We start from the raw sequence: 25,251 nt of genomic DNA on the forward strand, positions 1-25,251 counted from the left end.
CCAGAACAGCCTACTCCAGCCATTGCGACGACATCATTACATCATTTTAATGGCACCGCAAGGCTATAACTGTTCGAAAGATAGATTTCTGACTTATTTTTCAGCATGTTCCGAGTAATTTCGGGAACCTATTTATTGATAATTTGTTTTAAACATCAAGTGCCCAATAAAGGTATTTTCTTGAACAACCTGTTAAACATAGCCTGTAGAACTCATATGTCGAGTCCATTCTCTCCGTTACTGTTTGAAGTTATTGCTCTAAATATATACGAAAAGGATAGTCCTGATAGAAAACGTTGATTCCATCGAACAGGTACACAAAAACCCCAATCTTGAGATTGGGATCAGACTTAAGCGGCAAAATAAAACTAGTTGTGGGTCAATTGTTCGAGGGAAATCACAGTTGCTTTTTCATTCAACACAAGGCGGAACCTTCCCTTAATACCTGAGTTAGTCACAAAGTTCATAAAGTGATGAACAGGGATTTGGATGCGTATGCCGCCATCAGTGACGACGTGTACATAACGCGTTTCGCCTCTGTAGAAACTTAAACAAAGCTCTTTACTGAGATTTACTGAGAAAAAATAAACCTTATTTGACATCAGTGTTCAACCTTACTTCAACAATATATGCCAGAGGTGTGCTGCTGCATACACACCTCAACAAAACAATTGCCCTACCTGTATCGACTGAAAGAATTTTATGATAGAGCTGCTTCGACCTTTTCATACAAATCAGGGGATAGGTTATCAACTTCTGATAAGCGTTGTAACTCCATTTGCATGAGTTTTTTCTGAGGTTGGCTATATTTTTTCCAACTTAATAATGGCGTTATCAGTCGAGACGCAACTTGTGGATTTGACTCATTCAATCGGATCAACTCACTTGTGAGGAGTGCATAACCTTTTCCATCTGGACGATGAAACTGCTTCGGGTTATTCATAATAAACTGGCCGATTAAAGCACGTACACGATTTGGGTTGTCTGGATTATAAGAGCGGTGAGATTGAAGTTTTTCAAGTCTTGAAAGTGTATCATCGTCATCCACTTGCGCGTATAGACCGAACCATTTATCCATAATTAAACCATCGTGCTGCCAACGCGTATCAAAGTCTTTCATGAGTTCAGCAAAAAGTGACGTATTGGCAACTTTCGCAGCTTTGAGTGCGCCCAGTTGTTCTGTCATTGTATCACTCGACGTATACTGTAATTTTGCCAGCTCACTGATCGCATCTTGTTCAGATGAATGGGCAAGGAGCAATAATACTTGGTTTTTTAAAGCTCGTACCCCAACAAGTCGCCGTTCATCCTGTGATTTATCATCATTCAACAAATGGTAAGCCTCGATAAGTTCCTTCGATAAAGCGTTGGCTAAACTTTCTTTAAGCGCATCAATCTGACTTTGGATCTGGAACACATCAATTTCATCGACTTGTTCCGCAAGTGTTTGAATATCAGGAATTTCTAATAACTCGGCATAGAGTTCAAGGTCACCATCTAATTTCTGCAACAGCGCCTGATAGAGTGATTTATGTTCATCAAAGTAGCTCAACTCACCGGTCAATATCACTCTTGTGCAAAATGACTGCATGGCATCCCATCGAGCAAATCCATCTTGCGCATACTGTACAATCCGAAGTAGATCTAACTCAGGAATGGTTTGTTCTAATTTCACAGGCGCAGAAAACCCTTCAAATAATACCGGGATCACTGGCGATTCAATACGATCAAACTGGAAGGTTTGAGTCGACTCATTGAGGATCAGTACTTGGCTTTGATCTCCTTGCGTATTTATTGCTATGGATTGCCCATCTTCAGAAATAAATTGAAGCTTAACCGGGATCACCGAGGGTTTATTTTCAGGAAATGAGTCATTTCTTTGAGATAAGCTTAATGTTAGTTGATTTTGATCAACATCGTATTTCCACGAGGCTGACACTGTTGGTGTCCCCGCTTGGAAATACCATCGTTTGAATTGCTCAAGATCAATCCCAGAAGCATCTTGCATGGCTTGAACAAAATCATCACAGGTCACTGCTTGACCATCGTGACGTTCAAAGTAAAGGTCCATGCCTTTACGGAAGTTGCTTTGGCCAAGTAGCGTATGGATCATCCGGATCACTTCAGCCCCTTTGTCGTAAACTGTCGCCGTATAAAAGTTATTCATCTCGATGACTTTTTCAGGGCGAATTGGATGCGCCATAGGGCCTGCATCTTCTGAGAACTGTCGCGAGCGTAACAAGTCAACTTGCTGAATTCGATTCACAGCTCTTGAGCCCATATCTGCGCTAAACTCTTGATCTCTGAATACAGTTAGCCCTTCTTTTAGGCTCAGTTGGAACCAGTCACGACAAGTCACTCGGTTTCCAGTCCAATTATGAAAATACTCATGCGCAATGACAGACTCAATTCCGTGATAATCGGTGTCTGTTGCACTTTTCTTATCTGCCAGAACATATTTACTATTGAATAGATTCAGTCCTTTGTTTTCCATCGCACCCATATTAAAAAAGTCGACAGCAACGATCATATAACGATCTAAATCATACTCTAACCCATAGACCTCCTCGTCCCAGCGCATTGACCTTTTTAAAGAATCCATCGCATGCTCGGCACGGCTCACATTTCCCTGGTCAACATAGATCTCTAATTGAACTTGACGCTGTGAAGCTGTGACAAACTCATCTGAGAGTTTATCGAAATTTCCAGCAACAAGCGCAAATAAGTAGCAAGGCTTTGGAAAAGGGTCTTCCCATTTCGCATAATGATAACCCTGTTCCAAGCTACCAGTTTCGACGAGATTTCCATTCGATAGTAGATAAGGATATTCTGACTCTTTCGCAACAATTGTCGTATGATAGGTCGCCAGCACATCTGGGCGATCAAGATAATAAGTGATCCGCCTGAAACCTTCTGCCTCACACTGTGTGCAGAATGCCCCATCTGATTTGTATAGTCCCTCTAGTGATTTATTTTGCACCGGGCTAATTTGATTGACAATACGTAGCTGACATTTATCTGGAACTGAATAGACAGTGAGGTGTGTTTCGGAGACGACATATTGGTCTGACATTAATGCGATCCCATCGAGACTGATTGAGATCAGCTCCAAATCAGAACCATCAAGCATCAATGGTTTTTGATGATTACCTTGTCTTTCTATATCCAGTATTGCAGTGACTTGGGTACTCATATCATCTAATCGAGCTTCCAGATCAATATGAGAAATTGTGTAGTCTGGTGATTGGTAATCTTTTAGATATTTCGCCTGCGGCAAATCATGTGTCGTTGTCATTGTTATCGTATTCCCATATAAAAAAAGCCTGTAAATACAGGCTTTCGCGATATCTTATATTGCAGGGCGGCTCCAGCCCTGTCAATGATGGCGTTATTTTTCAAGCATTGCGCCATTGCTTCTGCTTCAGGCTTTGGCATTGCACTCTTTGGTTTGATCCGCAAGATCTTAAACCCGATGTATGCATAAATAATCGCAAGCACTGGGTTGATCAGATTGAAGAAGCAGAAGAATAAATATTCAAGTGGATCAACTTTTAGAACACTGTGCATATATGCACCACATGTATTCCATGGGATCAACGGGCTTGTAATCGTTCCACCATCTTCAAGTGTCCGAGAAAGGTTAACGTTATCCAAACCTCTACGTTCATATTCTTCCTTAAACATCCGTCCAGGCATCACAATAGACATGTACTGATCAGAACTCACGATATTTGTACCGATACAAGTTGCGATCGTACTTGTAATGAGAGAGCCCGTGCTCTTAGCCATCGACAAGATAACTTCAAGGAATTTACGTAGCAGGCCGACTTTCTCCAATACAGCACCAAATGTCATTGCACAGATAATTAGCCAGACCGTATTCATCATGTTAGCCATACCGCCACCACTCAAGAGCGAGTCTAAGTCTGCATTGCCTGTTTCAATGCTAAACCCGCTAAAGAGCGTCGACCAAACAATCTTAATATGGCTCAAAATTGGATGAAGCTTACTGGCTAACATGCTCTGGATCATGTCACCTTGGAAGATCACAGCCCATACAGCACCAACGATTGCACCAATTGCGACAGCAGGAAATGCAGGCATTTTTTTCACCGCTAAAACCACAAGAACAACAAGCGGAACAAGCATCATTGGGCCGATATTGAATTTTTCATCCAATATTTGCAGGTAAGCATCGACCTGATTGATATCACTTGCTGTATCACCAGATAATCCTAGAATCAGGAATATGACAAGTGCTGTAACAAAACTTGGAATTGTCGTCCATAGCATATGCTGAATATGAGGAAATAGCTTTGTTCCAGCAACTGCAGGTGCAAGGTTTGTTGTTTCTGAAAGTGGAGATAGTTTATCTCCGAAGTAAGCGCCAGAAATAATTGCGCCTGCTGTTATCGGTGCAGAAAGGTCCATCCCCGCGGCAACACCAATTAATGCAACACCGATTGTTGCTGCTGTTGTCCAAGAACTACCAATACTCATTGCAACAATAGCACACAGGATGCAGCTTGCAGCATAGAACCATTCAGGGCTTAGAATTTGCAGCCCGTAGTAAATCAATGTTGGTACTGTACCCGCAAGCAGCCATGTACCAATTAATGAACCAACGGCAAGAAGGATCAGAACAGCGCCAAGAGAAAGTTTGATGCCATCAACCATCGCGGCCTCAAGCTCTTCCCACTTGAAACCATTTTTTAAACCAATAATTGCACCAATGCCTGCGGCAAGCAGCAATGCAATCTGGTTCGGCCCATAAGACGAGTCACTACCAAAAAGTATGACGGACACACACAACATCACAATGAGTGAGATGATGGGAATAATTGCATCCAATAAACTGGGATTGCGGTTTGTTGTCATAAGATTCACCCAAAAATTACCCTTTTAACCCTGTCAAAATACTCATGCAAAAAAAGCGCATCAAAATATTCCGATAGTCAGGATTATCCACATTCCAGCGTGTGTGACAAGTCCAATGTGTAGATTTCTATTGGGTTTGAGCGGGTTTTAACCCGCTCAATGCTATTTTTTAGCAATACGATTTGTTTGGATCAGGTCAGTCGTGATCCGAGAGGCTTCGTGGAGGAAAGGATCAATTTCATCAAGGATTTCAGGTGCATCATCCAATTTAGTAATTGGATCAAGCCCTAACCTTTTAAGACGCTTATTGGCAACTTCAAGGTCTTTTTTCTTTTCTTGTTCTTTTTTGTCGATTCTTTCTTTTTCATTCAGAGAAACTGAAATATCATCCTTTGTCTTGATATATTCTGCAATTCTTTCACTGATAATTTTGAACTCAGGGTCGAGCTTCACTCTTTGTTCATGACCTTTTCTCAGTGAATGAATCGTATCTGCAAGAATATCCACCTGATTGTATTTTGCGCGATGAATGCTATCCCACGGCAAAGCATTCTCTTCCTGGCTTTCACCCCATTCAGCAGGCTCGACCGCACTTGGAAACTTAATATCAGGAATGACGCCGCGATGCTGTGTGCTTCCACCATTAATCCGATAAAACTTCGCAATAGTGAACTGGATGCTACCTAATGGTTTATCGTACAGATCATATATCCGGCCTAAACCACGATGTTGTTGAACAGTACCCTTCCCGAAGGTTTGTTCACCTAATACAACGGCACGCCCATAATCCTGCATTGCAGCAGCAAAAATTTCTGAAGCAGAAGCACTATATCGATCAACAAGAATTGTCAAAGGACCATCGTAGGCGATAACGTTGTCCATATCTCTCTGTAGTGAAATTGCACCACTGTGATCACGAATTTGTACAACGGGTCCCTTATCGATAAATAACCCGGTTAATAATGTTGCTTCCTGAAGGGAACCACCCCCATTTCCGCGGAGATCAATAATGATCCCATCAACCTTGTCTTTTTTCAGCTGATTAACTTCTTTCAACACATCCTTACTCAGGTTGTTGTAGAAACTCGGAAAAGAAATTACACCGATTTTTGAACTTGCTTCGCCAAAGGCAGGTTTAAATATCTCTGACTTCGCAGCTCTATCTTCAAGACGAACTGTCTCTCTTGTCATTGCAACGACTTTCGGGTGAGAGTCTGCACCTTCATTTAAGACTTGTAGACGTACAGTCGTTCCTTTCGGGCCTTTAATCAGATCAACGACATCATCCAGCCGCCAGCCAATCACATCAACAAACTCTTCATCACCCTGTGCAACAGCAATAATACGATCTTTTTCCTTGAGGCGTTTCGATTGTGCAGCTGGACCACCTGGGATCAATCTGCGTATCGTCGTATAATCATCTTCAATCTGTAAAACTGCACCGATGCCTTCCAAAGAAAGATTCATTTCCATTTTAAAACGATCAGCATTTCTCGGTGAGAGGTAAGAAGTGTGTGCCTCGATACTTCGCGCAAGTGAATTCATGATAACTTGAAAAGCATCTTCACTCTGTGTTTGCGTCAGACGCTTTAATGCATTGGAATACCGCTTCGTCAAAATATCTTTGATTTCTTTCCACTTCTTCCCTGTTAACTTCAAGCTTAGTGCATCATATTTGACACGTTGTCGCCAAATTTCATTCAACTCAGCTTCATCCTTTGGCCAATCAAGGTCTTCACGATCATAGACATATTCGTCTTTTTTCGTGAAATCCATCTCTTTATCTAAGAGCTTTATGGCATAATGATAACGCTCAAATCGCCTTTCCATTGACAAATTAAAGAAGTTATAGAAATGATGTAGCTTGCCTGCTTTGACGGCATCGTCCAGAACATGACGATTCTTTTCAAACTGTTCTACATCTTTCTTAAGAAGAATACTTTTATTGAAATCAAGGGACTTGATGAATCGCTCAGTCATTTTTTCAGAGAGCTGGTCATCCAAAGATACGTTCAGATAATGTTGCCGAGTTAAGTGACGCGAAACCCTTTCACTTGAGACTCCATGTTGACTTTCCTGTTTCAACTTTGGAAGTGCATCTTTCTCCACTGCTGTTTGCGCAGATATGGAAATTGAGGCTGAACAAAGTAGAGCACTCAGCAATTTTAAACGTATACTATGCATATCAACTCCCCTAGCCATCATGCCGAATAAAGATTCTCAATCTGAGTTTTGATCACCATGCCTGTGACGAGTTCTACATGAATATCATCCTTGTTAATCTCATTAATCACGCCTTCTACTGGCGCTCGACCAAGCTGAACACGAACTTTTTCGCCCTGTTTTACACGCTCTTCAGGTAACTTTTGCAGCTCAATCTTTTTCTTTGGAGCGCGACGCTTAACCTGAATATCCGGTTTTCTTTTTTGTCCTTCAAAACGTTTTCCACGTGGGCCAGTAGATGGTTGGTCTTTACGTGGTGGTTTTGAACGATTCGCAGGCCCACCTTCTTTACGTGGTTTGCTCTTGCGGCGCTCTAAAACTTTTGCTCTGCTTTCTTCTAATACTTTAGCAGCATATTCTTTGTGCTGCTCTTCAAGCTTTTCAGCCTGCTGACCATCTAAATCAATTCTATGGTCGTTTTCTTGAACACTTCTAAGATATTTCCAGCTCGACGTATACTTACGCAGTGCTTGTCTCACCTGCGTTTTGCTGACTTTATCCGCCTCATCCAAGCGCTCTGCAATATCTTTAAAAATCCCGATTTTTAGGGGCTTTACATCACCTTCAATGAAAAAACAGCTCGGGAACTTCTCCGCCAAATAACTGATTACTTCATTTACGTCTTTTAACTTCTCATTTGCTTCCATAATTCTACCTTGGTCATTCGCCATCGCTGTCATGGCTATTCAGCCAGTTTTCTACATGATTCGACAACCAGCTGTGCAATTCGTCTGGTTCTGCCTCGACGATTGTTAAATCGCCCCTTATCTGCTCCCAAATACTATCAAGGACTGCGCGAACCTTGTCAGGCGCAGTGTCTTCTGGGATTTGAGTCCAGCAGAGATGATATAGTTCATTCAATCGATCAGCAACCAATTGCTCGTCACCAAACCAATCACCAACCTCTTCCGCTGTGACTAAGTAATCACGCAAATCAACTAATTCTTTCATAACACACTATTATGCTATTGATTTTTCAAAGATGGAAACGATCTTTTGTAAGCCTTCTTGATCAAGGTTATCAAATCGATCCAAGATGGGGCTATCAATATCCAGCACACCTTTACATTGGCCATTTTGGAAAAATGGGAGCACGATTTCGGATTCGCTCGCGCTGTCACATGCAATATGGCCTTGGAACTCATGAACATTGGCTACCCGTTGAATGCTTTGCTCAGCAACAGCGGCCCCACACACGCCTCGTCCTACAGGAATTCGAACACATGCTGGTTTTCCTTGAAAAGGACCAAGTATCAGTGTTTGCGAGGCTTCATCTAAAAAATAAAAACCGGCCCAATTGACCTGCGTCAGGTTTTGGAAAAGAAGTGCACTTAGATTTGCGCTATTCGCAATGATGTCCTTTTCCCCTTCCAACAACGCGCTTGCTTGTTTGACAAGACTCGTATAAAACTCTGCTTTCTCTGCCATTCTCTGGTATAACTAACATCATCAAGAAATAATATGCCCTTAAAACTAACCTTATTTAAGAAGAATAGAAACCTCTCGTGGCAAAATTCATTCGATTTTTACAATTTTCTCGGTCATGTGAGCAATTATGACGCAGATTTTGAGCTGGAAATCTATCAGCAGGCAAGTGGCGAAACACAGAAAGGCGTTATCTACGGCAAATGCGCTTGCCTTATTAGCAACCTGTTTTGGTATCCCTCTTCCTCTACTCATGCCCCTTGCTATCGATGAGATCATCTTAAAAGAGCAAGGCCATTTGCTGCCTTTTTTGCAATCCTTCATTCCTGAAATCTGGCATACACCAACTGGCTATGTTGTCGCTTTGTTGATTATCGCACTCTTGCTTCGTTTAATATCCTTGACTTTAAACATTACCCACACCAAACAATTTGCGTTTATTGGGAAAACAATTTCCTTTTCAATTCGAGAAAAACTCTCCAAAAAACTCAAACGAGTCGCTTTGCTCGAATTCGAGTCTTTGGGAAGTGGTAGCTTATCCTCCCGATGTGTCATTGATGTGGAAACCATTGATAAGTTTATCGGTGAAACACTCTCAAAAATTGTCGTTAGTGTCCTATCCATTATTGGGACAGCAATCATTTTGCTCTGGATTGACTGGTTGCTTGGCTTGATTATCCTCCTTCTCAATCCTTTTGTGATCTATTTATCTCGTGCAATCGGTAAAAATGTCAAAGAGTTGAAAAAGAACGAAAACAAGGCATTCGAGGTTTTTCAAGCATCTTTAACGGAAGCGCTCGACCAAATTCAGCAACTGAAAACAGCGAATCGCCAATCCGGCTATTTTGATCGTGTCAGTCATGCCGCAGATCAGCTCAAACAGAATGCCATTCAGTTTTCTTGGAAGAGTGATGCTGCAAATAAACTGAGCTTCACCACCTTTCTTTCAGGCTTTGAAGTATTTCGAGCCATCGCCATTTTAATGGTGATTTATTCAGATTTATCCGTCGGAGAAATCTTCGCTGTATTCGGTTACCTCTGGTTTATGATTGGTCCGGTCCAGGAGCTTTTGAATATCCAATATTCATATTTTGCTGCAAATGCCGCGTTGCTTCGGATCAATGAAGTCCTTCTTTTACAAGAAGAAAAACAACACCCGGCAATTCACGATCCATTCCAAAAACAGCGACCATGCTCGATTCATATGGAAAATGTTTCTTTTCACTATCAAGAAAACACGCAAGTACTCGAGAATGTGAATCTGACTATCCCTGCTGGCGAAAAAATTGCAATTGTCGGTGCAAGTGGTGGCGGCAAGTCCACACTCGTGCAGGTATTGCTTGGCTTGTATGAAAAACAAGAAGGTAACATTGCCTTTGATAATATTCCTGTTGAAGAAATTGGTTATTCACGTGTTCGTGAAAATATTGCGACCGTCTTACAAAACCCGGGGATGTTTAATGCCACGATTCGAGAGAATCTATGCATGGGTAATGAGCATGCTGATCAAGACCTTTGGCAAGCCCTTGCTATTTCTCAGCTCGATCAATTTGTTGCAAGCTGTGAAAATGGATTAGATACGATTATCGGCAATCAAGGCGTTCGTTTTTCAGGTGGACAGAAGCAGCGACTTGCCATTGCGAGGATGCTGCTTTCTGAGCCCAATATGATTATTCTCGATGAAGCCACATCAGCGCTAGATACGAAAACAGAAGCGCGATTACACGCCGCGTTATCTGAATATTTCACGGATAGAACAGTGATCATCATCGCTCACCGCTTGAGTGCAATCCAGCAGGCAGATAAAATTTATGTTTTTGAAGATGGGCAGGTTGTGCAATCTGGCCACCACCAAGAACTGATCCACCAAGATGGTCTTTACCGAACACTCTATGGGTGAGACTCGATTAATCTAAATCAAATGTGACGGAAACTGCGGCTTCAACATAATTTCCCCCATGGTGATAATTGCGGCCTCCAGACTTAGCAGCCATCATCACCCCTTCCATCATTGGTGCAGGTGCATATCCTGACTGTTCCGTCACTGCGATAATTTTTCCGAGCTTACGGCCACTTACATTCGCCAAGTGCTGCGCTTTTCTTTTCGCATTTTCTACGGCGACTCGGAGTGCTTTCTCGTAGATTTCGCTTTCATTTTTAATTGAATAAGCCGCATGACCGATATGCGTCACACCGACATTTGCCGCCATTTCTAAAACGTTCGCGTAAAGCTTTAAATTTTCCAAGACTAAAGCTACGCCACGGGTGACTTGAAATTCAACAGAACTCGATGATTTCTTTTGGTCGTAGTGTGGGTAAACACGATAGGTCGCATCCTGAATATTGGATGGATCAACACCCAACTTGAGAAGTTGAGAAGTAAAGAGATCAACTTTATGGTCTACCACGCCTTTTGCTTTTTCGACCGACGAAGAACGCTGCTCAAAAGAAAAGTTCAACGTCACTAAATCTACGGGATGGGTAATACTTCCTTTACCAGTCACACTGAGCACATCTTCCATCAGTCGCTCTGAGGCTGCAAAAACAGGGGAAGTCGCAAGAAGAGCCATGAGTGGTGTGAGGAGTAATCGTTTTTTCATGTTCTCACTATCCTATTATTCGATCAATATATTCTTTGAATAGACAGTCTGACTCAATCTGAACTGGAATGTTCAATCATTCAATTTAGCCCATTCGATTGGCTGTGATAAAGTCACAGGGATCTTCAAAAAACATTGCCCATGATCATCCTGTGGCAAAGTACCCGCACACAGATTGACTTGAATTGCTGGATATAACAACTTTGGAACAGCTAAACCCCGATCCCGCTCTTCTCTTTGCAATACAAACGCATCCAAATTTGTTGTGTGCTGAATATGCAGGTTTTTCTCCCGCATTTCTTTGAGTGGTATGTGATAAGCAACATCTCGACCATTGGGTTGATAGTCATGGCACATCCACAATATTGTTTCTTCGGGTAACGCATAAATTCGCTGAATACTGTTATATAAAGTGGCAGCACTCCCTTTTGGAAAGTCACAACGAGCAGATCCAATATCCGGCATAAACAGGGTATCGCCAATAAAAGCATGATTTTCAATCAAGAAGGTTAAACTATCTGGTGTATGACCTGGTGTTTTGATTACTTTGAGTATAGTTTGACCGAAAGTCAGCTCCTCTTCATCACAGAGAAGTCGGTCAAATCTTTGTTTTGATTTTTGTATTGTCTGCTGGGATAGATTGAAGATGGATTGAAATGATGCTTGAACCTGAACAATGTCTTCGCTGACAGCAATCTTTGCATTCAATTTGTGTTTGAGATAGCTTACCGCAGTTAAGTGATCCGCATGAGCGTGGGTCTCCAATATCCAGCATATATGTAAACGTTGCGCATGGATAAATTCGATCTGTTGATCCGCAAATTGTGTGCTCAGAACACCCGATTGTGGACAAAAATCCAGTGGACTGTCGATGATCACCGCAGCCCGACTTTCAACATCAAAAACGATATAACTGATGGTGGAACTGGCAGGATGAAAAAAGGGCTGAATGTTTGTTTTCATCGGTGGTCCTTCGCATATTTTTGAATCCTTCAGATCCTAAATTCCAATCCACACAATTCCCATTCAACAAATGTTGTATTTTCAACAATATGATAAACTGCGACTTTTTTCTAAAGAAGAACATCGTGTTACAACGTAAAATTGAAGTTTTTCCCTATCAAGAACACTGGCCCATACAATTTCAAGAAGAGTCTCAGCAGTTAAAACAATCGCTGGCTGACAGCATCTATGCAATCCATCATATCGGTAGCACCGCTGTGCCTGGTCTCGCTGCAAAACCAATCATTGATATTTTGATAGAAACCGATGATCTGACATTGCTTGATCAAAAGTCTGACTTATTTATTTTATTCGGATATGAACCCAAAGGTGAGCTGGGTATCCCTGGGCGACGTTTCTTCCCCAAAGGAGGAAATTTACGGACCCATCATATCCATGCTTTTGAAACAGGAAGCCTGCATGTCATTCGTCATCTCGCGTTTCGTGATTATCTTATCGCGCACCCTGAAATTGCTCGAAGTTATGGGTCCCTCAAATATGAAATCGCACGGACTTGCAATCATGATAACGATATCTACTGCCTCAATAAGCATGACTTTGTTGTTAAGCATGAACAAAAAGCCCTTGGGTGGGTAAAGAGTCGATAAACTGGACAACCGCAGTTCTTTGATCACACTCACATTATTCATATGTGAGTTGGATCTTTGATTATGTATCGTTATTTTCTAGGAATGCTCATTCTTGTTTGGCAAGCTGGGTGGGCAATTGCAGAGCCCTTTAAAATTGAGCAGATCAGCGGCTCACTATACCGGTTTGTTGACGATAGACACCGCTCGGTCTTTTTGGTCACCCCTCAAGGGGTTGTTGTAACTGATCCCATGAATCAAAAAGCGGCAACTTGGCTCAAAAAAGAAATACAGACGCGTTTTCATCTTCCTGTCAAATATGTCATATACAGTCATAATCATGCTGACCATATTTATGGTGCTGAGGTGTTCAAAGAGGCACATACGGTTTTTATTGCGCACCATCTGGCACGTCAAGATATCGTTTCGACAAAAACAAAAACGGTTGTGCCCGAAGTCACCTTTCAAGATCAAATGTCTTTGTTTCTTGGTGAACATGAAGTGCAGCTTCGATATCATGGGCCGAATGATGGACGCGGTTCAATCAGCATGCTCTTTGTGAAAGAAGAAACATTATTCGTTGTTGACTGGGCCCTTGTTGGCCGAATGCCTTGGAAAAAACTATGGAGTTATGACATTGTTGGCACCATCAATTCAACACATGAAGTACTTCAACTGGACTTTAAGCATTTCGTTGGTGGGCATGCAGATATTGGCACTAAACCGAAACTGAGACGTTATTTCAACTACCTTCAAGCACTGCATCATGCTGTGGTTCTTGGGATCCAAAAAGGACAAACATTAGAAGCGATGCAAAAGGAAATTCGTTTAGACGAATTTAAAGATTTCCGGCAATACGAGGCATGGCTTCCACTCAATATCGAAGGTGTTTACGAACGACTCATCGAAGAGTCTGGCATGGGGTGGCGACCTGACCTGAAGACAAACTAAGACCACAGCATCAATGACGCAGTCAATGGCTATACCAAAACACGAACAAACAATATCGCTCTGGACCATTTTTTTGACTTTTTTAAAGCTGGGTTGCACCGCATTCGGTGGGCCACTTGCTCATATCGGCTTCTTTCATCAAACATTTGTAAAAACAAAACATTGGCTGGCAAATGAAGATTTTGCATCCCTCGTCGCAGTATGCCAATTTATTCCTGGCCCAACAAGCAGCCAAGTTGGTATGGCGATTGGCTTAAAGCAAGGGCGTTACCTTGGTGCACTCGCAGCATGGGTTGGATTTACAGCCCCTTCTGCACTGCTGATGATCGGATTGGCTTTTGTTTTATCTCCAGAACAATCATGGCGTGAGCTCAGTCTATTTCATGGTTTAAAACTCTTTGCGATCGCAGTGGTTATGCATGCACTTTGGGGAATGAGTCAGCAATTATGTCCTGACTTTCGTCGGCGCATTTGGGTGCTCATTGCTTTATGTCTTTGCTTATGGATAGAACATCCACTATCACAATTATCAGTGATCGGATTATCTGGTCTTTTTGGTTATTGCTTTCTTCGCAATATTCCCCAAGTACAATCAACAAAACAACTCTCATTCGATATCAACAAAAAAGCCAGCTTTATTGCGTTTGCACTTTTCATCAGCATATTCATCATTGGGGCAGTTGTCGCGGCTGGCTTTAATGTTCACGCCGTTCAAGTATTTGATTCATTCTATCGTGCGGGTTCCCTTGTTTTTGGCGGAGGGCATGTTGTTCTTCCTTTATTAGAGGCTGAATTTGTTGAGAGTGGTCAGGTTGAGCTACAAACATTCTTATCCGGCTATGGCGCAGCTCAAGCAATTCCTGGTCCTCTATTTACCTTTGCTGCTTTCCTTGGTAGTTCTATTGATGGCGGGAGTTACGGGGTTTTTGGTGGACTAATCGCAATCGTTATCATTTTCCTCCCTTCCATTTTGCTACTGATATTCATTTTGCCATTATGGCTAAAGATACAGCAATCAGTGCATGTTCAGTTTGTGGTTGCAGGACTTAATACAGGTGTCGTTGGTCTACTCAGCGCTGCGCTCATTAACCCCATCATCGTTTCAAGTATCCATGAACCGCTTGACGTCTTGTTTTCATTCATTATTTTTATCATCATGAAAACCCGTATTCCACTCATTGCGCTTCTTGCTGGTGTGATTTGCAGTTCTTCTTTATTGTTTTAATTAAAAATAGTGATGAGATCGCGGATCAATATCTATACTAGAGTCAAACAACCAAGGTGATGATCTTTATGTATCGCTGGCTATCCAAATACTTAGTTGTACTCATTTTTATTCCTTGTATCTTGTTTACAATTTTATTAGGGATAGAGGTCAATATTGCTAGGAAAAACTTTCAAGATTCGCATAATGTTGTGATTTACTCTGATCTCGTTCGTTTGACAAGTAAAGCGATTCACGAAATGCAAAAAGAGCGTGGCATGTCTGCTGGCTACTTAGGAAGTAAAGGGAATAAATTTAAAAGCGAGATCATTGAACAGCGCAAACTGACGGATAAAAAATTAGCCGAATTAGAACAGTTTTTAAATCGTGATGATATCGAGCCTGAGTTGATCAAAGCCTTGAAAGAATTTCTTCAACTCCTGAAAAAAAGAGACGATATCCGCCAACGGATTTCCTCACTAAATATACAACTCCCCGAAGCACTCAAGTACTACACGAGTAAAATTAAAATCGTCCTTGATCTTAACGCTTGGATAGCTACCCACTCGCGCATTACCTTAATTACACAAGAGTTTATGACACTTTACAGTTTCGCTTATGGGAAAGAACAAGCTGGGATTGAACGTGCTATCTTAAGCAATGTATTCGCAAGCGATGCATTTACACCACAAACCTATAAAAGATTTGTTGAATTAGTCACAAAGCAAAACACTTATTTTACATCGTCTTACGCAATAGCCCCTGGAAATATTCGTGATTACTACAAAGCGTTCCTTCATTCGCCTGAACAACAAGCTGTTGAGCGGTTTCGGGAAATTGCAATCAGCCGGCAAAGTGGATTTAACCAAGACCCAATGGTTTGGTTTCAGGCTGCGACCGATCGAATTAACCTTCTGGAAGACACAAAAGAGAAAATTGTATCCAAGATTTCAGCCCAAGCCACCACAATCGAAAATGACAGTCTAAAACAGCTTTCATTTGATTCTTTAATGGGCGCAATCGTTCTGCTCTCAGCATACATTGTGTATCAGTTGATTTCTCTCAATCGCTGCCAGTCACAAAATATCAAAGAAGTCATCGATGAAGTGCTCAATCGAAATGATTTAACGAATGATGTCGAAGCAATCAGCTATGATCAGCTTGGCCAGACTGGCCAAGATATCAATGCCATCATTGATAAATTTAAGACTGATTTATCAACATTCCAAGAATTTGCCTCGAAAATTGCAACTGCGACCCACGAAACTGCAATTTCAATTAGCTCAACAGAAATGAGCCTATCAAAGCAACAACAAGATGTGTCTACCATCGCTAGCGCCGCTGAAGAAATGAGCGTGAGCGTGAATGAAGTCACCGATTCGATGAATGAGGGAAATGAGACGGTGAAAGTCGCAGCCACCGATACTAGCTCTGGTATAGACGCAGTCAAGCAAGCTGTCGCTGGCATACAAGAGCTTGCTTTGGAAGTTGACAACCTTGGTGAATCTATCGAAAACCTGAATCATCGCGTTGGTAACATCTCAGGCATGGTCAATGTGATCCAATCCGTTGCAGAACAAACCAACTTGTTAGCGTTGAATGCAGCAATTGAAGCGGCAAGGGCTGGAGACCAAGGTCGTGGATTTGCAGTTGTCGCATCAGAAGTACGAGATTTGGCCCAAAGAACGCAGCAATCCACACTTGAAATATCTACGATCGTTGCTGAGTTACAATCTGGTGCCAATCAAGCAATTGAAGTCATTGAACATGGCAAGAAAAAAGCAGATATTGCAGTCGGTCGCGCTGAAAATGTCAATCATGTTCTTTCAACTATTGTGAGTAATATGGAGTCAATTGAAGGGATCACCTCTGGTGTGGCATACCGGGCCAGCGAACAAAATACCGTGATCCAAGAGATCAATGCAAACCTCACGAGTATTGATGAACAAGCATCTGATAACGTGTCTGGCGCAAAACAAATTGCTGAATCTGCTGGCATCTTAGCTGAAATTGCAATGGATATGCGTGATAAGATCGATAGTTATATTGTAAAGTGAAACCAAGAAGCACAATCGGGACCTGTTCTTGGTTTCCTCTGACTGAAACGTCGAGCTGATACAACTAGATCACAAACTTCGCCATAAAATCATGCACTGGTGTTTGTTCAAGAAGCTGTTGATCTTTACATAGAGCAAAAATATCATCTGCATGTTGCTGTGGGAATCGTGTTAACAGGTTTCGATAAAACTTATCTTCCAATACTGGGATCCCCTCTTCACGGCGTAATCGATGCCCAATTGGATATTCGATCTCAACACGTTCAGTTGATGTACCATCTTGAAAGAAGACCTGAATCGCATTCGCAATCGAGCGCTTGTCTGGATCATGATACTCTTCGCTATAGCACTTATCTTCTGTGACTACCATCTTTTCTCGTAGCTCATCAATGATCGGGTTGCGCTGATGGAAATCATTTTCATAATGCTCTGCCGTTAATTGGCCAAAGATCAATGGTATCGCAACCATATATTGTAAACAGTGATCGCGATCCGCTGGATTTGCCAATGGTCCCTCTTTTGAAATGATACGGATAGCCGACTCATGAGTTGTTAATTCAATCCGATCGATGTCATGCAATCGTCCCTTCACTTCTTGATGTAAGATGCGAGCACACTCACAAGCTGTCTGAGCATGGAATTCTGCCGGGAAAGAAATCTTGAACAAGATTTGTTCCATCACATATGTGCCATAAGGTCGCTGAAACTGGAACTCATTCCCTTTAAACAAGACATCGTAGAAACCCCATTTCGGCACACTCAATACACCAGGAACCCCCATTTCACCTCGCATCGTAATATCCGCTAATCGAACCGCTCTTGAGGTTGCATCGCCTGCCGCCCAAGATTTGCGCGAGCCAGCATTTGGCGCATGTCGATAAGTACGAAGCGCTTGGCCATCCACCCAAGCCTGGCTCACTGCAGCCATGATCTGCTCACGGTTGCCGCCTTTGAGCCATGTAACAACCGCTGTTGAGGCAACTTTCACCAACACCACATGATCAAGGCCAACTCGATTATAAGAGTTTTCCAACGCCAAAACACCTTGAATTTCGTGCGCTTTGATCATTGCTTCAAGAACAGTCTTCATCGTCAGCGGCTCAAGCCCTTGCGACACTCTTGATTGGGATAAATAATCCGCAACAGCCAATATTCCGCCTAAATTATCTGAAGGATGCCCCCACTCCGCAGCAAGCCAGGTATCATTAAAATCAAGCCAGCGAATAATACACCCGATATCCCAGGCCGCTTTGACCGGATCAAGCGCAAATTGAGTCCCTGGAACGCGTGCCCCATTTGGCACTACTGTACCTTGGACAATTGGGCCTAGATGCTTGGTACACTCAGGAAAGCGCAGCGCCAATAACCCACAACCGAGTGTGTCGATAAGGCAATTCCTCGCTGTATTCATCGCTTCCAGAGAGTCAATTTGATAGTCCATCACATAGTCTGCAATATCCTGGATCACACGATCATAATCCGGGCGTTCATTTTGTTCTACATTCATGCTCATTGCGTACTCCTTTGAATTCTTTTTTATTCAGAAAACCCGCCAATGGCGGGTTATTCATCAATTAATTAACGCTGCTCAATCGGGGTTACTTTGCGCTCACCTGGCCCTGTATATTCTGCACTTGGGCGAATGATCCGGTTGTTATAGCGCTGTTCTAAAACATGAGATGTCCACCCTGTAACACGCGACATCACAAAAATTGGTGTAAACAGTTTGGTTGGAATTTTCATGAAGTGGTAGGCAGAGGCATGGAAGAAGTCAGCATTCGGAAAGAGTTTTTTCTCACGCCACATCACTGCCTCACAGCGTTCGCTCACATCATATAAACGGGAGTCTCCGAATTCCTGCGCAAGTTCCTTTGACCACTTCTTGATAATAGCATTTCTCGGATCAGACTCGCGGTAAACCGCATGACCAAATCCCATAATTTTATCTTTTCGCTCAAGCATTCCCATTAAGGATTGCTCTGCATCATCAGGATCTTTCATGGTTTCAATCAATGCCATCGCTGCTTCATTCGCACCGCCATGGAGCGGCCCACGCAAGGATCCAATCGCGCCAGTAACACAAGAATGAATATCAGATAAGGTCGATGCACAAACCCGTGCTGTGAACGTTGATGCATTAAATTCATGTTCAGCATATAAAATCAAAGAAACACTCATCACACGCTCATGGAGTGCTGAAGGTTTTTCGTCATGGAGCATGTGTAAGAAATGAGCACCAATAGTGTCGTCGTCCGTCTCCGTCTTGACCCGAACGCCATCGTGACTAAAGCGATACCAGTAGCAGATAATACTCGGGAAAACCCCAACCATACGGTCAATGCGATCACCTGCTTGGTCAAAGTTTTCTTCGGGTTCTAAATTGCCTAACATGGAACATCCCGTACGCATCACATCCATTGGGTGTGCGTCTTTCGGGATCCTTTCTAAGACTTCTTTTAAGGCTGTTGGCATACCACGATATGATTTGAGTTTTGCTTTGTACTCTGCCAGTTCGCCTGCATTCGGTAACTCGCCATGTTTGAGCAAATAAGCGACTTCTTCAAAGGTCGTGTTCTCCGCCAAGTCCTGAATGTCATATCCACAATAAGTGAGCCCAGTTCCAGAAATACCAACGGTACACAATGCCGTCTGCCCAGCCACTTGCCCACGTAAACCAGCACCACCTAATTTTTTGTCAACCATGTTTCCCCCTGAGTTTTATTCGGGTACAGTTCGGCCTGTTCTCATCATGGATCCCTCATTGATGATCAAGCGTTGATGTGTTTATTTTTGTTTGGATTGAGAAAACAGCGCGTCGAGTTTTTTCTCGAAGTCGTGGTAATTGAGAAAATCATACAGCTCTTCTCGCGTCTGCATTTGATCAACTAAATCGCTTTGGTCATTGTGTTCCAATAAGTGTTGGTACACTTTTGCTGCAGCAAAGTTCATTGCTCTAAATGCAGTTAACGGATACAGGACAATATCAACACCAACTTCTGCCAGCTGGTTTGTGTCATAGAGCGGTGTTTTCCCAAACTCAGTAATATTTGCCAGAATTGGCACATCCAAAGCGGTAGAAAATGCTTGATAATGCTTTAAGTCAGTCACTGCTTCTGCAAAAATTGCATCTGCACCTGCTTCTATACAGGCTTGTGCTCTATCAATTGCTGCATTGAGGCCTTTTTGCGCGAGTGCATCCGTTCTTGCCATAATCAAGAAGTCTTCATCCCGTCTCGCATCCACAGCGGCTTTCACACGATCAACCATTTCAGCAGCAGTCACAATTTCTTTGTTTGGTCGATGGCCACATCGCTTTTGTGCAACCTGATCCTCGATATGTAGTCCAGCCGCACCCGCTCTTTCAAATTCTCTGACCGTTCGAGCAATATTAAAAGCACCGCCCCATCCTGTATCTGCATCAACAAGTAATGGCAGTGAACTCGCGTCTGTGATCCGGCGTATATCCTCCGTCACATCATTCACTGAAGTGATCCCAAGGTCTGGCAGTCCGAAGGAAGCATTTGCAACGCCAGCGCCAGAGAGGTAGATCGCCTGATGGCCCAGTCTTTCTGCCATCATCGCACAATAAGCATTGATGGTTCCGACAACCCGCAAAGGTGAATTTTCCGAAATGGCGTCTTTGAGCTTTTTACCCGGTGAGAGTTGTTTCGACATACATGGCTCCCCTATCGCTTCGTCAGTATGTATCTTTGCAATGCAATTTGGTACTTCCTGTAGCCAAGGGGCATCAAAGGGATCCAAGGCCTAAGCCTTTTTGCATAACTATTTCTTATGTGATCCAACAATACAACATGATCGCCCGAAGGGTACAACCAAATCATTCTATTGGATGCCCTATTGACTGTGATGTCAACAGACTAAGAGTAATATCATCATTTTGCATGTATATGATCGTTTACAAGCATGAATAGTCACTCAATTTATCACCTCAAAGTATGATTTCATTGGTCCATCAATATTAAAATTTTTCACATATGATGAAAGATCAACAGAGCCTGGCATTTATGTTAGAATCGCGCGGATTTTTGATTGAATGATAGGACCAGAAAGTGAATCCAAACAGCTACCTTCCTGATGAATTCTTACAGAAAATGGCAAGCATCATGCCCGCACACCTGTCGATGGAAGATTTCATTTCAAGCTGTCAAAAGCCACTGCGAAAGAGCATCCGTGTCAACACACTAAAGATTTCTGTGAAAGACTTTCTATCACGCGTCCAAGAAAAGTCTTGGCAGTTGACGCCTGTACCTTGGTGCCACGAAGGCTTCTGGATACAAAGACCTGAAAATGAGGAAGCTGCAATTCCACTAGGTAATACCGCAGAACACTTGGCTGGGCTTTTCTATATTCAGGAAGCCAGTTCCATGATGCCGCCATTTGCTATGTTGAATGATGGTATGCTCGAAGGCGAGCGATTTTTGGACGTTGCATCTGCCCCAGGCTCCAAGACAACACAAATGGCAGCATATACCCAAGGAAAAGGACTCATTATCGCGAATGAGTTTTCCTCCAGCCGTATCAAAGGGCTTTACTCCAATATTTTACGGTGTGGTATCCGCAATGTTGCATTGACTCATTTTGATGGCTGCGTCTTTGGTCCTTACCTTCCTGAGACTTTCGACAGTATTCTCCTCGATGCCCCTTGCTCTGGGGAAGGAACGATTAGAAAAGACGAAGATGCATTAAAAAACTGGAATCAGGAAAGTATTCTCGCGATTGCAGACGTTCAAAAAAATCTGATCCGAAATGCCTTTCATGCATTAAAGCCAGGTGGCCTACTCGTCTATTCAACCTGTACGTTAAGCCACGAAGAAAACCAAGACATTTGTGAATACCTTTTGCATGAGTTTCCTGAATCGGTTTCATTTGAACCTTTGACGACACTATTTCCTGGAGCCGAGGAATGTACAACTAAGGAAGGTTTTCTTCACATTTGGCCACAGGTTTATGATAGCGAAGGTTTTTTTGTGGCAAGGATCCGCAAAACTGAGCCTGTCCCCTTGCCTGAATCCCCAACACGCAAATTAGGTAAGCTGCCTTTTGACTTTGCAACGAAAAAGCAAGTTTCTGAGTTCGCTCAATACCTGAAACAGCATTATCAGCTGACCTTGCCCATTCAAATGTCTTTGATGATCAGAGGAAAAGAGTATTGGATTGTGCCAAATGAAATTATCCCACTGTTTGGGAGAATCAAATTTGACCGTATCGGCTTGAAAGTTGCGGAAAAGTTTACGAAAGGCTTTCGTATGAGCCATGAGTTTGCGATGACGTTTGGCACAGATTGCACACAAAATATATACAACTTATCCACAGAAGAGTTCAAGGTTGTGTATCAAGGTAAAGATGTTCCTCTGCAAAGCACAACCCAAAAACAGGGAGAGGTGATCCTAATGTATGACAACCATCCGGTTGGCATTGGAAAGTGGCAAAAAAGCAGGATAAAGAATAACCTGCCTCGAGAACTTGTTCGTGACCAGAGGTTAATAACGTGAGGATAAGCGTTGAAATCTTTGTGTAAAAAAATGAATAAAATTATCAAGGGTAAGCTAAACGACTGATATTAAAGAGGTTATTTTTTGAGCATTTTTTTCCCTTTTAAGAGGGTCTTGTCTACACTTAAATAACTTCCTGGCAAGACAGCCACACACAGTAAAGAGTTAGCGCACGGCTCAACAATGAGCCATTCCCCTAAGCCCAGAACAATGCGGATTCGTTCTGGGCATTTTTTATCTCAAAAAGCATGCCCTTCCAAACCGCATCCAATTCATTGAACGTAAAATCCATCATTATAGTTATTCACAATATACGGAAGCTCATATGCTTTTATTGTGAATAAACTAACTTTCTAGTTTTGATAACTCTTTTCTTGCAAGCCCAAAACAAGCAAGCATAGAAATCAACCAGAATAATGCACCACCTGATTCTGACCCACCCATCATTTCACTATCCGTCGACTCTTCAAAGTCAAAAGACGTATCGTCAGCGCTAAAGTCATAACTCACCTCATCCTCACGGACATGAGTCGTTGTGATTAACTTTTGTGCCACAAGAGGACGTTCTGAGGTTGTCTTCACGGTTGTTGTTGTTTTGCGTTGTGTGGTCGTGGAAGTCGTCGTCGGTTGCCAAGCTGTATAAGCGGTTGCTGTCGGTGTGTAAACATCAACACTGTCCATCGTAATATTCACTGATGACTGATTAGCCGTGCCTGCTGTTAACGCACCAAGGTTGGATTTCACGGTTGTTTTTTTATTCTTTCCTTTTTTATTTGTCTTTTTCTCTACAAGAGACTCTTTTGGCGCACCTTCTTTCCCAGTTGCTTCAGTCGCAGAGGAAGAAGTCGCGGATGATTGGCTGGACTCAGATTGTGCCGTCTCTGATTCTGCTGGAAATCCAGGAATACCCGCAGGTGTTGGTTCACTCGCGCCACGTGCTGCATTGACAGGAGCTGTACTCGAACTCGAGCTATTTGACCTTTTCGTGACGGTTACTGAGTCATCATTATATGCCGTATCTTTTTCTATCGAGAATGTACCTTCAGATAAAGCGTAGAAAATATTTCCATGGCAGCTGACTTGCCATTTTGCACCCTTTAAATCCTTATTCGGTAATGTTATCGTTGCTTTACCATCATTTTCTGTTTCCATCATAACGTCGTGTGTCTGACCATCTTCTGATGTTTCTACGATTTGAATATTGACCTTTTCACATGAGATCGGTGATTCAAGTGTTCCGGCAACATCCCAAAGGAAGTTTTCCTGACGACCACCACGTAATGTCTCGCTTGTAAAGTTTGATAAAACCTTAAATGGACCAGCACCTTGGACAATCTGTACTTTCAGCGCCTGTTTCGCTACACCATCTTTCATGTCTTTTGCTGATATTTGGAATACCATCTCATCCGGTAAGACATGTGTTTGTTTTACTTTTTCAGAAAATGCGTCTTCTAGAACGGTTTTGAAGCGAGGTAAAAAGCGGGTAGCCTCATCACTCTGATGAGAGATATCCGACTCATAAAAACTATCTTTCAAGACAGGTGCACTCTTATCAAGTTGGCGTTCCCAAGAGAACAACATTGCACCTTCTTCAGGATCCGTCACTTGCGCTGTGAGTTTTAAAGCAGTATTCATTGGTACTGAATATGTTTCAGGAAGCTCAATCACTGGAGCTTTATTCTCAACAGGTGTCGCTCCTACTTTCTCCATAGCTACCTGGCAGACTGACTCATCCGCTTCATCAGGAGTCATAAGCTGAGCTGAAACTTTCTGTATAAATTGCGCTAAAACAAGACCTTCAACCTGTGGAGTATGACTCTGAACTATCGAATAGTTTGGGTCACCAAGACAAATACTTTCAGTTTGGGTAACAAGCAATCCAACATCATAGTGTGTCTTCTCAATATGCTTTTGTAATAAAGGTTGTACAGGAAGGCTGTTTCGATGGAAAAGATCCGTTTCTTCCTGGGTAAAGATCATTTTGGTCGACTGATGGCTGAGCTTAAGTTTAATTCGTTTTTCCGACTCAAATATTTCATTCGCACGATTTAATAATACAGCTATTTTTCCGATTGAAGATTCAACACGATTACCATTACTCTGCGTTGCCTGATGCTCCGAGGCAATTAACACATGACGTGTCAGTTTCTCTTCAGTTGTATTTTCGAGGTCTTGGAGTGCATTTTCGAAGGAAACTACATTGCCCTCTTCAGTCTGAAGATCTTCCACCTTATAAACACGATGAACACGCTCATTGTCAGTTTGAATCGGGTCAATCAGATAAAGCTGACCAAGATGACGAAAAGTTCCATAGAATCCAGCTTGCGTCATGCTGAAGCGCCCAATGCGTTGCCCATCTTTCTGACGTGTACCAATATAGGTTTTGATCTGTGGAAATTGTGATTTGAGTTGCTCATCCAGCACATCGTCTTCAATCATACGAATGCTGAGTGTCTCTCCATCTGGTAACGGAATGTCAACAACTTCTGTATCTTGTAACAACTGCAACATCACGTCCTGTTTTAAGGAGTAAATGCTGGCCTTTTTCAATAAAGGGGTATCTACCAGATGGTGATCTGGTTGCGATTGGTGCTCCCACATTGTTTCTGCCTGAATTGAAAATGCAGATAATGCGAATACAACATATGTAAATGGTAAAAACCTTGGCTTCATATCCCCCTCCAAGTACAGCATTTAACCGTCTGAAGCACCGAGGATATTACACGAACAATATTTAAAAGTAAATTTTTATTTTCTTTTTGTTCACATTTTAAATTTATGGTTAATTTTTGCGTTCAATGATGTTGACCT

Annotated in this window: 19 protein-coding genes; 6 read left to right on the plus strand and 13 right to left on the minus strand. The window is 42.4% G+C overall.

Annotated elements, in window-relative coordinates:
* Positions 1-368: 368 nt before the first annotated feature.
* The 7 genes from C505_RS23975 to C505_RS0100245 form a co-directional block, all read right to left on the minus strand.
* Complete coding sequence (locus tag C505_RS23975; protein WP_083938169.1) at positions 369-602, minus strand: DUF2835 family protein; 234 nt, start codon at positions 600-602, stop codon at positions 369-371.
* Positions 603-700: 98 nt separating this feature from the next.
* A complete protein-coding gene (gene pepN / locus C505_RS0100220) occupies positions 701-3,295 on the minus strand; it encodes an aminopeptidase N (protein WP_018690578.1) in 2,595 nt (864 codons plus the stop codon).
* A gap of 2 nt (positions 3,296-3,297) precedes the next feature.
* A complete protein-coding gene (gene nhaC, locus C505_RS0100225; RefSeq protein WP_018690579.1) occupies positions 3,298-4,878 on the minus strand; it encodes a Na+/H+ antiporter NhaC in 1,581 nt (526 codons plus the stop codon).
* A 162-nt stretch (positions 4,879-5,040) separates the two neighbouring features.
* On the minus strand, positions 5,041-7,062 hold the full coding sequence (gene prc / locus C505_RS0100230) for a carboxy terminal-processing peptidase (RefSeq protein ID WP_040439067.1): 2,022 nt from the start codon (positions 7,060-7,062) through the stop codon (positions 5,041-5,043).
* A 17-nt stretch (positions 7,063-7,079) separates the two neighbouring features.
* Positions 7,080-7,748: an RNA chaperone ProQ gene (gene proQ / locus C505_RS0100235; RefSeq protein WP_026317615.1), complete on the minus strand. Its 669-nt coding sequence runs from the start codon at positions 7,746-7,748 to the stop codon at positions 7,080-7,082.
* A 13-nt stretch (positions 7,749-7,761) separates the two neighbouring features.
* Complete coding sequence (locus tag C505_RS0100240) at positions 7,762-8,052, minus strand: hypothetical protein (protein ID WP_018690582.1); 291 nt, start codon at positions 8,050-8,052, stop codon at positions 7,762-7,764.
* Between the two features lie 9 nt (positions 8,053-8,061).
* Positions 8,062-8,529 carry a GAF domain-containing protein gene (locus C505_RS0100245; protein WP_018690583.1) on the minus strand — a complete coding sequence of 156 codons (468 nt, stop codon included), beginning with the start codon at positions 8,527-8,529 and terminating at the stop codon, positions 8,062-8,064.
* A gap of 127 nt (positions 8,530-8,656) precedes the next feature.
* On the opposite strand from C505_RS0100245, the gene C505_RS0100250 reads away from it, so the two are divergent.
* The gene (locus tag C505_RS0100250) at positions 8,657-10,426 is read left to right on the plus strand and encodes an ABC transporter ATP-binding protein (RefSeq protein WP_026317616.1); all 1,770 of its coding nucleotides are present in this window, start codon (positions 8,657-8,659) and stop codon (positions 10,424-10,426) included.
* Positions 10,427-10,433: 7 nt separating this feature from the next.
* Here the strand turns inward: C505_RS0100250 and C505_RS0100255 are convergent, their stop codons facing one another.
* Positions 10,434-11,126, minus strand: a complete 693-nt coding sequence (locus C505_RS0100255; protein ID WP_018690586.1) for an SIMPL domain-containing protein — start codon at positions 11,124-11,126, stop codon at positions 10,434-10,436.
* 72 nt (positions 11,127-11,198) lie between these two features.
* Entirely contained in the window at positions 11,199-12,089 is an 891-nt protein-coding gene (locus C505_RS20935) for an MBL fold metallo-hydrolase (RefSeq protein ID WP_018690587.1), read from the minus strand.
* 125 nt (positions 12,090-12,214) lie between these two features.
* Here C505_RS20935 and C505_RS0100265 point away from each other — a divergent pair, with 125 nt between their 5' ends.
* The 4 genes from C505_RS0100265 to C505_RS0100280 all read left to right on the plus strand — a co-directional run bounded on the left by C505_RS0100265 (position 12,215) and on the right by C505_RS0100280 (position 16,927).
* The gene (locus C505_RS0100265) at positions 12,215-12,736 is read left to right on the plus strand and encodes a GrpB family protein (RefSeq protein WP_018690588.1); all 522 of its coding nucleotides are present in this window, start codon (positions 12,215-12,217) and stop codon (positions 12,734-12,736) included.
* A gap of 63 nt (positions 12,737-12,799) precedes the next feature.
* On the plus strand, positions 12,800-13,666 hold the full coding sequence (locus C505_RS0100270; protein ID WP_018690589.1) for an MBL fold metallo-hydrolase: 867 nt from the start codon (positions 12,800-12,802) through the stop codon (positions 13,664-13,666).
* 25 nt (positions 13,667-13,691) lie between these two features.
* Positions 13,692-14,891, plus strand: coding sequence for a chromate efflux transporter (gene chrA, locus C505_RS0100275; RefSeq protein ID WP_169336975.1), 1,200 nt, complete (start codon positions 13,692-13,694; stop codon positions 14,889-14,891).
* Positions 14,892-14,959: 68 nt separating this feature from the next.
* Positions 14,960-16,927: a methyl-accepting chemotaxis protein gene (locus C505_RS0100280; RefSeq protein WP_018690591.1), complete on the plus strand. Its 1,968-nt coding sequence runs from the start codon at positions 14,960-14,962 to the stop codon at positions 16,925-16,927.
* A 64-nt stretch (positions 16,928-16,991) separates the two neighbouring features.
* On the opposite strand, the gene C505_RS0100285 is transcribed toward C505_RS0100280, so the two are convergent.
* From C505_RS0100285 to prpB, 3 genes are all read right to left on the minus strand, one after another.
* On the minus strand, positions 16,992-18,440 hold the full coding sequence (locus C505_RS0100285; protein WP_018690592.1) for a bifunctional 2-methylcitrate dehydratase/aconitate hydratase: 1,449 nt from the start codon (positions 18,438-18,440) through the stop codon (positions 16,992-16,994).
* 65 nt (positions 18,441-18,505) lie between these two features.
* On the minus strand, positions 18,506-19,630 hold the full coding sequence (gene prpC / locus C505_RS0100290) for a bifunctional 2-methylcitrate synthase/citrate synthase (protein WP_018690593.1): 1,125 nt from the start codon (positions 19,628-19,630) through the stop codon (positions 18,506-18,508).
* An 81-nt stretch (positions 19,631-19,711) separates the two neighbouring features.
* Entirely contained in the window at positions 19,712-20,602 is an 891-nt protein-coding gene (prpB, locus tag C505_RS0100295; RefSeq protein WP_018690594.1) for a methylisocitrate lyase, read from the minus strand.
* Between the two features lie 395 nt (positions 20,603-20,997).
* Here prpB and rsmF point away from each other — a divergent pair, with 395 nt between their 5' ends.
* The gene (gene rsmF, locus C505_RS0100300) at positions 20,998-22,440 is read left to right on the plus strand and encodes a 16S rRNA (cytosine(1407)-C(5))-methyltransferase RsmF (RefSeq protein ID WP_026317618.1); all 1,443 of its coding nucleotides are present in this window, start codon (positions 20,998-21,000) and stop codon (positions 22,438-22,440) included.
* A gap of 345 nt (positions 22,441-22,785) precedes the next feature.
* Here the strand turns inward: rsmF and C505_RS0100310 are convergent, their stop codons facing one another.
* Positions 22,786-25,113, minus strand: coding sequence for a hypothetical protein (locus C505_RS0100310; protein WP_157368689.1), 2,328 nt, complete (start codon positions 25,111-25,113; stop codon positions 22,786-22,788).
* Between the last annotated feature and the right edge of the window lie 138 nt (positions 25,114-25,251).

It is taken from the genome of Algicola sagamiensis DSM 14643, assembly GCF_000374485.1.
In the GTDB taxonomy this organism is placed as follows: Bacteria; Pseudomonadota; Gammaproteobacteria; order Enterobacterales; family Alteromonadaceae; genus Algicola; species Algicola sagamiensis.

What these genes read in the sequence shown, in the direction of transcription:
- C505_RS23975 (WP_083938169.1), bottom strand. Translation starts at nt 602, where the DNA reads ATGTCAAATAAGGTTTATTTTTTCTCAGTAAATCTCAGTAAAGAGCTT.
- pepN (WP_018690578.1), bottom strand. Translation starts at nt 3,295, where the DNA reads ATGACAACGACACATGATTTGCCGCAGGCGAAATATCTAAAAGATTAC.
- nhaC (WP_018690579.1), bottom strand. Translation starts at nt 4,878, where the DNA reads ATGACAACAAACCGCAATCCCAGTTTATTGGATGCAATTATTCCCATC.
- prc (WP_040439067.1), bottom strand. Translation starts at nt 7,062, where the DNA reads ATGCATAGTATACGTTTAAAATTGCTGAGTGCTCTACTTTGTTCAGCC.
- proQ (WP_026317615.1), bottom strand. Translation starts at nt 7,748, where the DNA reads ATGGAAGCAAATGAGAAGTTAAAAGACGTAAATGAAGTAATCAGTTAT.
- C505_RS0100240 (WP_018690582.1), bottom strand. Translation starts at nt 8,052, where the DNA reads ATGAAAGAATTAGTTGATTTGCGTGATTACTTAGTCACAGCGGAAGAG.
- C505_RS0100245 (WP_018690583.1), bottom strand. Translation starts at nt 8,529, where the DNA reads ATGGCAGAGAAAGCAGAGTTTTATACGAGTCTTGTCAAACAAGCAAGC.
- C505_RS0100250 (WP_026317616.1), top strand. Translation starts at nt 8,657, where the DNA reads ATGACGCAGATTTTGAGCTGGAAATCTATCAGCAGGCAAGTGGCGAAA.
- C505_RS0100255 (WP_018690586.1), bottom strand. Translation starts at nt 11,126, where the DNA reads ATGAAAAAACGATTACTCCTCACACCACTCATGGCTCTTCTTGCGACT.
- C505_RS20935 (WP_018690587.1), bottom strand. Translation starts at nt 12,089, where the DNA reads ATGAAAACAAACATTCAGCCCTTTTTTCATCCTGCCAGTTCCACCATC.
- C505_RS0100270 (WP_018690589.1), top strand. Translation starts at nt 12,800, where the DNA reads ATGTATCGTTATTTTCTAGGAATGCTCATTCTTGTTTGGCAAGCTGGG.
- chrA (WP_169336975.1), top strand. Translation starts at nt 13,692, where the DNA reads ATGGCTATACCAAAACACGAACAAACAATATCGCTCTGGACCATTTTT.
- C505_RS0100280 (WP_018690591.1), top strand. Translation starts at nt 14,960, where the DNA reads ATGTATCGCTGGCTATCCAAATACTTAGTTGTACTCATTTTTATTCCT.
- C505_RS0100285 (WP_018690592.1), bottom strand. Translation starts at nt 18,440, where the DNA reads ATGAGCATGAATGTAGAACAAAATGAACGCCCGGATTATGATCGTGTG.
- prpC (WP_018690593.1), bottom strand. Translation starts at nt 19,630, where the DNA reads ATGGTTGACAAAAAATTAGGTGGTGCTGGTTTACGTGGGCAAGTGGCT.
- prpB (WP_018690594.1), bottom strand. Translation starts at nt 20,602, where the DNA reads ATGTCGAAACAACTCTCACCGGGTAAAAAGCTCAAAGACGCCATTTCG.
- C505_RS0100310 (WP_157368689.1), bottom strand. Translation starts at nt 25,113, where the DNA reads ATGAAGCCAAGGTTTTTACCATTTACATATGTTGTATTCGCATTATCT.